Origin of the sequence: Anoxybacillus sp. ST4 (assembly GCF_019448545.1) — a bacterium.
GTDB classification, from domain to species: Bacteria; Bacillota; Bacilli; order Bacillales; family Anoxybacillaceae; genus Anoxybacillus; species Anoxybacillus pushchinoensis.
In genome coordinates this window covers 203,313-213,377 of record NZ_JAHZOE010000003.1, presented here as the reverse complement: position 1 = coordinate 213,377, position 10,065 = coordinate 203,313, and the positions used below count along the sequence as shown (strand labels likewise).

7 protein-coding genes and 1 pseudogene are annotated in these 10,065 nt (G+C 41.8%); 2 read left to right on the top strand and 6 right to left on the bottom strand.

Annotated features, from left to right (window positions below; genetic code table 11):
• Positions 1 to 719 precede the first annotated feature (719 nt).
• Both mqo and K1I44_RS04345 read right to left on the bottom strand, forming a co-directional pair.
• Positions 720 to 2,210, bottom strand: a complete 1,491-nt coding sequence (gene mqo, locus K1I44_RS04350) for a malate dehydrogenase (quinone) (protein ID WP_219985373.1) — start codon at positions 2,208 to 2,210, stop codon at positions 720 to 722.
• Between the two features lie 255 nt (positions 2,211 to 2,465).
• Positions 2,466 to 3,127, bottom strand: a pseudogene (locus K1I44_RS04345) (DUF975 family protein).
• A gap of 167 nt (positions 3,128 to 3,294) precedes the next feature.
• Between K1I44_RS04345 and K1I44_RS04340 the strand changes: the two are divergent.
• Positions 3,295 to 3,669 carry a zinc ribbon domain-containing protein gene (locus tag K1I44_RS04340; protein WP_003394743.1) on the top strand — a complete coding sequence of 125 codons (375 nt, stop codon included), beginning with the start codon at positions 3,295 to 3,297 and terminating at the stop codon, positions 3,667 to 3,669.
• Positions 3,670 to 3,690: 21 nt separating this feature from the next.
• Here K1I44_RS04340 and K1I44_RS04335 read toward each other — a convergent pair whose 3' ends face one another.
• Positions 3,691 to 5,160, bottom strand: a complete 1,470-nt coding sequence (locus K1I44_RS04335; RefSeq protein ID WP_219985363.1) for a SulP family inorganic anion transporter — start codon at positions 5,158 to 5,160, stop codon at positions 3,691 to 3,693.
• A 224-nt stretch (positions 5,161 to 5,384) separates the two neighbouring features.
• Here K1I44_RS04335 and K1I44_RS04330 point away from each other — a divergent pair, with 224 nt between their 5' ends.
• Positions 5,385 to 5,801, top strand: coding sequence for a universal stress protein (locus K1I44_RS04330; RefSeq protein WP_219985362.1), 417 nt, complete (start codon positions 5,385 to 5,387; stop codon positions 5,799 to 5,801).
• A gap of 177 nt (positions 5,802 to 5,978) precedes the next feature.
• Here the strand turns inward: K1I44_RS04330 and K1I44_RS04325 are convergent, their stop codons facing one another.
• The 3 genes from K1I44_RS04325 to putP form a co-directional block, all read right to left on the bottom strand.
• Positions 5,979 to 6,956 (bottom strand): CapA family protein, encoded by a 978-nt coding sequence (locus tag K1I44_RS04325; RefSeq protein ID WP_370627956.1) that lies wholly within the window; start codon positions 6,954 to 6,956, stop codon positions 5,979 to 5,981.
• Positions 6,957 to 7,072: 116 nt separating this feature from the next.
• Positions 7,073 to 8,305: a GntP family permease gene (locus tag K1I44_RS04320; RefSeq protein WP_219985372.1), complete on the bottom strand. Its 1,233-nt coding sequence runs from the start codon at positions 8,303 to 8,305 to the stop codon at positions 7,073 to 7,075.
• A 241-nt stretch (positions 8,306 to 8,546) separates the two neighbouring features.
• Positions 8,547 to 10,004 (bottom strand): sodium/proline symporter PutP, encoded by a 1,458-nt coding sequence (gene putP, locus K1I44_RS04315; protein WP_219985360.1) that lies wholly within the window; start codon positions 10,002 to 10,004, stop codon positions 8,547 to 8,549.
• Positions 10,005 to 10,065 lie beyond the last annotated feature (61 nt).

The window sequence follows — 10,065 nt, the reverse complement described above, 5'->3', positions numbered from 1 at the left end:
TTGTGTCTTCTGTTGGCAGGCGAAACGATCGATCGAGTTCTTTCCGCTACCTAGGGCATTTTCTATGACCGAAATGCCCTATTTGTGCTGGGCTTTTTTATACACTAGCACTGGGGTGAATAGTTACAAAAATAAAGGTCCATCGTTTTGAAAAACGATGAACCCATTCCATTCTTAATCGATTTTTGCTTTTCCATGCCATTTCAATACGTTGTCAAGGTACCCGCCATCAATAAATAAGGCGATTCGTGAATACAAAAACATCCCTCCTCACATAAAAAGCAAAAGGAGCGACACGATGCCGCTCCCTTCTTGACCTGCCATCCATATGAACGACAGTGTTTATTCTATACATAGTTGTACAACAAAAATACGACGTGTCAAAGCATTTTTCTTATTTCTCATCATGTTCTTGTATTTTGTAACTAAACATAAAAAGGTTAACATCGTTAATGCAACCCAACTAATCCTAGCATACACAGAAAAAAAAACACTACCATCAACACCGTACCTAACACTGTTTCATTATGAATATCGCGACCTTGGTGTAGCTTTTTCAACAATAGAGTCAAATTAAAAAACCACAATCCTGACACAAGTGGTAAAACGACTAAGAAAATGTAAATCATCTACTCACTTCCCTTTTTTTATTATAACAAGCAGGAAATATAATCGATACAAAAAAAGACAGAAGTCCACCGACTTCTGCCCTTTCGTATTTATGCAATTTGAAGCGGCATGTTTTCTTTTAGACCGAGCGTTTGGGCAGCGAGCGTTTGTACGTCGCGTAAAAGCGCTTCGTTTTTCATGAGTGATACACCGTAAGATGGAATCATTTCTTTAATTTTTGGCTCCCATTGTTTCATTTCTTTAGGGAAACATTTTTCAATGACTTCAAGCATGACATGAACAGCGGTTGATGCGCCAGGTGATGCACCGAGTAAAGCGGCAACCGATCCGTCATGTGCGGCAACAACTTCCGTACCGAATTGAAGCGTTCCTTTGCCACCTGCTTCTGTATCTTTAATGACTTGCACGCGCTGGCCAGCGATAATAATATCCCAGTCTTCGCTTTTCGCATTCGGGATAAATTCGCGCAGTTCTTCCATGCGTTGTTCTTTTGATAACATGACTTGTTCGATTAAATATTTTGTTAGCGCCATATTTTTTGCCCCAGCTGCAAGCATCGTCAACACATTATGCGGCTTGACGGATGTAATTAAGTCGAACATCGAACCGTTCTTTAAAAATTTCGGTGAAAACCCAGCAAACGGCCCAAATAATAACATTTTCTCATTGCCTATGAATCTCGTATCTAAATGCGGGACAGACATCGGCGGCGCACCAACTTTCGCTTTTCCGTACACTTTCGCATGATGTTGGGCGATAATATCTGGATTGTTGCACACCATAAATAGCCCGCTTACCGGAAAACCACCAATTCCTCTTCCTTCAGGAATGCCTGATTTTTGTAGTAAATGTAAGCTCCCACCGCCTGCACCGATAAAGACGAACTTCGCTGTATGGACTTCAACTTCGCCGATTGTGAGGTTGCGTACCTTTACTTCCCATAAATTGTCGCTTGTCCGTTTCATATCTTCCACGTGATGCTTATAATATAAATTGACATGCTTATGTTCTAAATGTTCAAATAACATGCGCGTTAAAGCACCAAAGTTCACATCGGTCCCCGACTCGATGCGCGTGGCGGCAATCGGTTCTGTCATGATGCGGTCTTCCATCATCAGCGGGATCCACTCTTTCAATTGTTGTGGATCATCTGAAAACTCCATTCCTTTAAATAACGGATTGTTTACCATCTGTTCAAAGCGCTTTCTCAAAAATGCAACATTTTCTTCCCCTTGCACAAAGCTCATATGTGGAATTGGCATGACGAAATCTTTTGGATTGCGAATGCGTTTGTTTTGAACGAGATAAGACCAAAATTGGAGCGATTGTTGAAATTGTTCGTTAATTTTAATCGCTTTGCTTATATCAATTGATCCGTCCGCTTTTTCCACTGTGTAGTTTAATTCACAAAGAGCGGCATGACCCGTACCTGCATTGTTCCATTCATTCGAACTTTCATCCGCCGGTTGATCTAGTCTTTCAAACACTGAAATCTCCCACTCTGGTGCTAACTCTTTCAACAACGTCCCTAATGTCGCACTCATAATCCCCGCACCAATTAAAATGACATCTGTTCTCATCATTGAACCCCCTAAATGTTCATTCCGATCTGACCAACATTTCCCCTCATTTATTATAACACATTTAAATTATAGTATGTCACTATTATTCTTCATTTTACAAACGTGTTTATATGATTAAATAAGAACGACCCCATTCGCTCATTTCCGACAAAAAGAAACAATATTCTTTTTTTAATGATTTTACAAAATCATTCGATATTTTTCTAGCTTTATTTATAGAAAAAAACGAACAAGGGCGACCTTGTTCGTTTTTTATTCGGCTGTCACTTCCTGCTTGCGAATAAATTGATCATAAAATGCAGCAAGCGATGTATAAACGTAAGGAATAAGCCATAAAAGTCCGATACCAAGCGTAACGATGGACAGAAGCCCCCAGCCAATGAAGCTGAGATATAGCAAAAGTAACTTTCCTTTATATCCTTTCATGCGCTTTTTACTTTCACTAATCGCTTGAAGTGCACTGTACTCTGGGTGATCCTTTAATAAAAAGAACGTTTGTGAGTAAGATAATGATTTAATAATTCCCGGGATGATGAGTAGTAAACTCCATAAAAAGACGAAAAGCCCGAATAAAAGCGAAGTACCAATCAGCTTTAAAGCTAATTTTCCGTTTTGATACACCGTAAACAGCGGAGAAATACGGACCGGTTCATTCCGATACACATCTAAAAATACCCAATACATCGCGATGCTAAGAGGAATGAGCGCAAGGGAGATAATCATGCTTGCAACAGAGGCTGAAGTGGGCACCTCTTCTTGATCAAGCCATGTTTCCCATCCCCCGCTTAGTACAACTTCAACGGCATTGGAAAAACAATGGTTACAGCCGCATACACGAGCATAAAAAGCACTGCGCTACCCCATTTTCCTCTTAATGCATCTCTTGCCTGACTCCTCAACGATGATAACGTCATAAACTGAGCCTCCTTTTTCGTATTGCTTACACATGTAATTTATGATGTCATTACTTAATCTAGCATATATATTTACAAAATAGTACCTTTTTTTCAAAACATGAAATGAATTTTCTCTGTTTCTTGTATATAATGGAATGTATGAATATAGCGAAAGGAGAAAAAACATGAAAAGCATAAAGCCTGGCCGTGGACCGTCGATGCAAGGATTTGTCGGAAGCCTCTTCTCGATTATTTTTGGTATTTTTTGGACATTTATGACTTTTTCGATTACAAAAGATTCTCCGTTTCCAGGAACACAAATATTTCCGCTGTTCGGACTGATTTTTGTTGGGCTTGGTATTTTTCAAGCCGTCTACCATTATAAAAATGCGACAGGAAAAGAGCGGATGTCCATCGTCGATATCGTTGATGAACATGAAGAGAAAGATCCGCTAAATGAGCGCTTCGGTCGTAGCGAGGGGAAAAAATATTGTTCATCTTGTGGAACAAACATACAAACAGATTTTCGATTTTGTCCATCTTGTGGGAAAGAACTATGAAACCGAGCGATATGCTCGGTTTTAATGTCCAATCGTTTGTTCAATTCCTCCTGGCTTGTTGTAGAGAGCAAGACGATTGACAAGCGTTTCACACGCTTCACTTAAGCCAATGACATTTGCTTCTACACCGTTTTGGTGCATTTTTATCACAACGCGATCGATCGCATGTACACCTGTTTCGTCTTTAATACGTGCTTTCGCCAAGTTAATGTTTACTTTTTTCACATCGTCATTGTAGTGAAACGCACAGACAAAGTCGTTCGCCGAGGCGAAAAAGAGCGTGCCTTCTACATCATATGTTGCGATGTCACCTTTTATCGTTTTCGTCACCTTCACTTTGGACATATCCGCAGCAAAAAATAACGCACTTAACATCATTCCAGCAATCACTCCGATCGCTAAGTTATGTGTGATTACCACTATGGCAACAGTAATAATCATGACGAAAGCATCTGCCCTTGGCACTTTAGCAAGCCGTTGTATCGAACCCCAATCAAACGTGCTGATCGATACCATGATCATAACAGCAACAAGCGCCGCGAGCGGAATCGTAACAACAATACGGTTAAACGCAACAATGAGAACCATTAAAAACACACCAGCGACGAGGGAAGAAAGGCGACCTCGCCCACCTGATTTCACGTTGATAACCGATTGCCCAATCATTGCACATCCCGCCATGCCACCAAAGAAACCGGCCACAATATTAGCGATTCCTTGACCACGCGACTCTTTGTTTTTATCGCTTTCTGTATCCGTCAAATCGTCGACAATTTGCGCTGTTAAAAGGGATTCTATTAATCCAACAAGCGCAAGAGATAATGAATAAGGGAAAATAATCATAAGCGTTTCAAGCGTCAATGGGACATTCGGAATCAAAAAGTTCGGTAACGTTGCAGAAATTGCTCCCATATCTCCTACCGTGCGCACATCTAATTTAGCCACAAAAGCAAGCATTGTAATGACGACAATCGCAACAAGCGGAGATGGAATAGCTGTTGTGATGCGCGGGAAAACGTAAATAATGAACAAACCGAGTGCCACAAGCGCATACATCATCCAAGACTCCCCCTGGAAATGTGGCAATTGAGCAGCAAAAATTAAAATGGCAAGCGCGTTAACAAATCCGATCATGACCGGACGAGGAATGAATTTTAATATATTCCCAACTTTCAGTAAACCTAAAACAATTTGAATGACACCTGTTAAAATTGTAGCTGCCAGCATATATTGTAAACCGTGCTCCGCTACTAAACGAACGAGAACAAGCGCCATCGCCCCAGTTGCTGCAGAAATCATCCCCGGCCTTCCGCCAACAAAAGCGGTGACGACTGCAATACAAAAAGAAGCGTACAGACCAACCATCGGATCGACACCTGCAATGATGGAGAATGCAATCGCCTCTGGAATAAGCGCAAGCGCAACGACAAGCCCCGCAAGTACATCTCCTCTAATATTTCCAAACCATTCTTCTTTCCAATGTTTAAACATACAACCCCTCTTTCTCTTTAATATGTTACTTCTTCCACAAAGAAGCGATCCCGTACACAACAAAGCGATTATACATAACATTGTTCACATACTCAACCTTTTATGACGGCTCAAAAACATCTATACACGCATACATATCAACAAAGAAAGCGATATCAAAAAATTTTTAAAAAAAGCTTTGATTAGATGATATAATAGACAAAAATAGTTGTGAGGTTGAACGAATGAAAAACATTTTACTTGCGTCAGATGGCTCTGAACATGCTTTACGTGCGACAAAAAAAGCAATAGAACTTTGTTCATACTTTCAAGAAGCGCTAGTTACTGTTGTATATGTTATTAATACAACGACAGCGAAAACGGACGTATTGCTAGAAGGAAACATAGAAGAACGAGAAGCGATGCGTAAAAAACGTTTATCTTCAACTGAGGCGTTGTTGAAAGAAGCCAACATTCCGTACGAAATTCGTATGTTAAGAGGAGAACCAGGACCTGCTATTGTTGAGTTTGCAAACGCGCATTCCTTTGATCTCGTCATTGTCGGCAGTCGCGGATTAAATACGTTACAAGAAATGGTGTTAGGAAGCGTGAGCCATAAAGTCGCTAAGCGAGTAGAAGCACCCGTATTAATTGTAAAGTAAAAAAGTTCGGCGCCTGCCGAACTTTTTTACCCTCTTTTTCCCTTTATAGACCGTGTCAACCATACGGCACCAAAAACAAATACAGCAAAAACTCCAAGCAACGTACCAAACATTACAAGTTGAAATACAATGTCCCCGATGTACATAAAATCCCCCCTTTCTTTCTATTATATTTTTTTATTTTTCATATACAAGCCATGTCGGCTTATTTATTTTTGCTGATAAATGAACAATTTTTGTTTTTACACGGTTAGCTTCTTTTCCTTGAAGTGGAATCGGTTGATAGTTGTTTCGTGTCGTTACAGATGAAATGCGAAACGGAATGATACGAACGGTCGTTTTTGGCTGTTTTTTGCCGTCAGCAAAATAAAACGTTTGTTGATAAACGAACGTATCTTTATCGCTCGGATTTTTATTCCCTCCAAACATAAAGTTGCCTAAGCTATAGACGATCATTCTCCCTTTATATTGTTCAATTCCTTGAATGACGTGCGGGTGATGACCGACGACAAGATCGGCCCCGCTGTCAATCGCAAATCTTCCTAGCGCTTTTTGTGTGCTGTTTGGCACATAACTGCGCTCTTCTCCCCAATGAAAGTGAATAAGCACAAGTTGCGCCCCTCGTTTTCGCAATGTGCGAATGTCATCGGCCATTTGTCGACGAAATGCTTTCGTATCGCTCCAACCTTTATAACCGAGCGTACCGATGTTTATCCCTTTCACCGTTTTCATTAGCGAAATTCCGTTTCCAAAATAACCGACATTCGCCCGCTTTAGCGTGGCAATCGTATCACTATATCCTTTCTGTCCGTAGTCAAACGTATGATTGTTTGCCAGATTCACTGCATCAATGCCGGCGCGCGTTAACACATGGACATAAGATGGATCGCCGCGAAATCGAAATTTCTTTTCTGCCTTTTGCGTTGCTGTTGTGAGAGTCGTTTCCAAATTGACGGTTGTAAAGTCGTCGTTTTTAAAAATAGATTCGATATGTTTCGTGAAAAAAGCAAGCCCGTTCTTTTTCGCTTCATCATCAAACGAGTACGCATAGCCGTAATTTTCATCACGACCGAGGGTGACATCACCAGCCACGCTGAGCGTAACGCTCGTTTCCCCTTCTGCCCAAGCCCGATTGGCGAATAAACAAAAGAACATGCATATAGCTACGTATATTTTCCTCATTTCTCCCACTCCCCCTTAACATGTACCGTTCGACATATGGGATGAAAATCCTTTTTTTATTTTATTTGTTGATTATTTAGAACATCATTTTATGAAAACATAATAAAAATAATTGTACACGTTACTGCTATAGTTAAACCAATTGCCGTTTCGTACGGAAGTAATTTTAACCTCTCTTTTGTTGACATATGAACGCTTGCCGCCGTCACATGAAAAAAGCTGCCGTGCGGCAAATGGTCAAGCATCGTCGCTCCAGCATGTACCATCGCTGCACCAGCAAGCGGTGAAACACCCGCTTCAATAAGCGCTCCCCCAAAAATGTGGCTCGCTACTGCTGTGCCTGCGGTCGTCGATGCTGTAATACCTGATAACAACGCACCGGCTAGCGGGGCGATTGTGTACGGCGAAAAACCGAATGACTGAAGTGTTTGCATAAAGGAACCATGTAGCGATGAGTTTGCGATCACACCGGCTAGCGCCCCTGTACCAATAAGCATGAAAATAACACCGCTCATCTTCTCCATGCCAACGCGCAAAAAATCGTTCAGTTCGTTCGTCTTTTTCATAACTACCACACCAACGAGAGCACCGGCCGGCAAAGCGATTAGCGGGTCAATATGAATACTAAAAAGAGGACGCAACAATAAAAGAGTCATAGCTACAGCGGGAGCAACAATCGCTTTCGTCCAAGAAGGAGTTTCCTTTTGAACGATTTCGACTTCCACCTTTTGCGTATTGTCTACAGACCATCGTTTTGCTATGTTGTACGTCACGAAAAGACCGATACAAGCAGGCACAATCCCGGCCATCATAAGCGAAGAAAGCGGCACATGAAAAGCCTCCGCTGCTGCGATAGTGTTCGGATTAGGTGAAATGATGTTTCCTGCTTTTCCTCCACCAATTAGCGCGAGTAATATCGCAAAACGTGAAATGAAAAGACGTTGGGCAATGACAAGCGCAACCGGTGCAATCGTCATAATTGCTACGTCAACAAATATTCCACAAGCCGTTAGCACCATTGCTGTACAACATAACGCAAATAGCGCATACTTCTCCCCACATGCCCTCACTAATTTTTCAGCAATTGCTAATGCAGCCCCTGACTGCATCAACACCCCTGCAAGCACACCAGCAGCTAAAATACGCAAAATAGACGGGATCATTTCTTTTGCACCATCCATCATTAGACGAACTGCCTCATCGACAGAAGCCCCGCCGAGTAAAGCACCAATAAACGCTCCACACATCATTCCATATGCGACCGGAACATTTCGTAGTATAAGAATAATCGCTGAAAGAAAAGCAACTATCGCCCCAAACATGCTCACTCTTATCCCCCCTCAACCACCAAAACGGATACATAAACGAATTGTATGCACTTGCCTTTTGTAAAAATATATCATAGATCATGTAAATACTGTGTAAAAACATTCAAAAAAATACATATGCATGTATTGTCAACTAATTTTGTATATAGTACTCCTTTATTTTGACTTACAAGGTGTTGCACTTAATATTACAATTCATCACATAAAAAAGGTGCCCGATGCGGACACCTTTTTCTTATGATGAAATTGTACGTTTAAATGCGTCAAATTGCTCAGTAATCTTTTTCTCTGGTACAGCTGTCAATAGACTGACGACGACGATAGCGATCAAGCTGGCGATAAAACCTGGCACCATTTCATACATCACTTTGGCGTATGAAGAGTTCGCCCACACGATTACCGTTGTCGCTCCTGCCACCATTCCGGCAAGCGCCCCCCATTTTGTCATGCGGCGCCAACATAAGCTTAAAATAATGACAGGACCGAACGACGCGCCGAACCCGGCCCACGCATAACCGACAAGATTTAAAATTGTGTTGTTTTGCTCGTATGCTAGCCATAAAGCAACAATCGATACGAGCAATACAGATAAACGACCGACAAATACAAGCTCCTTATCCGATGCTGAACGACGGAATAAAATTTTGTATAAATCTTCTGTTAACGAGCTTGATGTAACAAGCAATTGCGATGAAATCGTGCTCATGATGGCCGCTAAAATGGCAGCAAGCAAAAATCCTGTAATAAGCGGATGGAATAAAATTTCACCTAGTTTAATAAATACCGTTTCTGGATTTTCTAACGTCATGCCTGCTTTTTTAAAGTAGGCGATGCCGAAAAGTCCTGTTAACATCGCACCGACAGATGAAAAGATCATCCAACCCATGCCGATGCGGCGCGCTTGTTTCATCTCCTTCACAGATGAGATGGCCATAAAGCGAACGATAATGTGCGGCTGGCCGAAATAACCGAGCCCCCAAGCAAATAAGGAAATAATACCGACAACGCTTGTCCCTTTAAATAAATCAAGCAAATTCGGATCGATGTCGAGAATTGTCGTTGTCGTTTCCGTTACCCCACCAATGTGCATAAGCGTTACAACAGGTACGAGAATGAGCGCGATAAACATAATTAATCCTTGCACAAAGTCCGTCCAACTGACCGCTAAAAATCCCCCAAACAACGTGTAGGCTACAACGACACCTGCCACAATCCATAACCCTGTATGATAATCTGTACCGAACGAGTTTTTAAACATGACCCCACCTGAAACGAGACCAGATGAGACGTAAAACGTAAAGAAAATCATAATGACGAATCCAGACACGAGACGTAACAGCTTCGATGTATCGCCGAAACGATTTTCTAAAAATGACGGAATCGTAATCGAGTCGTTCGCCACTTCCGTATATACTCGTAAGCGCGGCGCAACGTATAGCCAGTTGACGTAAGCCCCGAGCGCTAAACCGATGACAATCCATGAAGCGCTCAATCCTTGCGCATACATCGCCCCAGGTAAACCGAGCAACAACCAGCCGCTCATATCCGATGCCCCAGCGCTTAATGCCGTCACCGCTGGGCCGAGCGTTCGTCCACCTAACATATAATCGGACAAGTTTGACGTCCGTTTATACGCCCAATATCCAATTAGCAACATCCCCACCATATACAAAACAACAGATGCAATAACCAAAACAATCTCCCCTTCCTTTGTTGTCTTTGAAACCCCTTTGTATTTATCATTATACTAAAAT

Coding starts and splice junctions, on each gene's coding strand:
- mqo (WP_219985373.1), bottom strand. CDS start 2,210: ATGAGAACAGATGTCATTTTAATTGGTGCGGGGATTATGAGTGCGACA.
- K1I44_RS04340 (WP_003394743.1), top strand. CDS start 3,295: ATGAAAAGCATAAAGCCTGGCCGTGGACCGTCGATGCAAGGATTTGTC.
- K1I44_RS04335 (WP_219985363.1), bottom strand. CDS start 5,160: ATGTTTAAACATTGGAAAGAAGAATGGTTTGGAAATATTAGAGGAGAT.
- K1I44_RS04330 (WP_219985362.1), top strand. CDS start 5,385: ATGAAAAACATTTTACTTGCGTCAGATGGCTCTGAACATGCTTTACGT.
- K1I44_RS04325 (WP_370627956.1), bottom strand. CDS start 6,956: ATGTTCTTTTGTTTATTCGCCAATCGGGCTTGGGCAGAAGGGGAAACG.
- K1I44_RS04320 (WP_219985372.1), bottom strand. CDS start 8,305: ATGTTTGGGGCGATAGTTGCTTTTCTTTCAGCGATTATTCTTATACTA.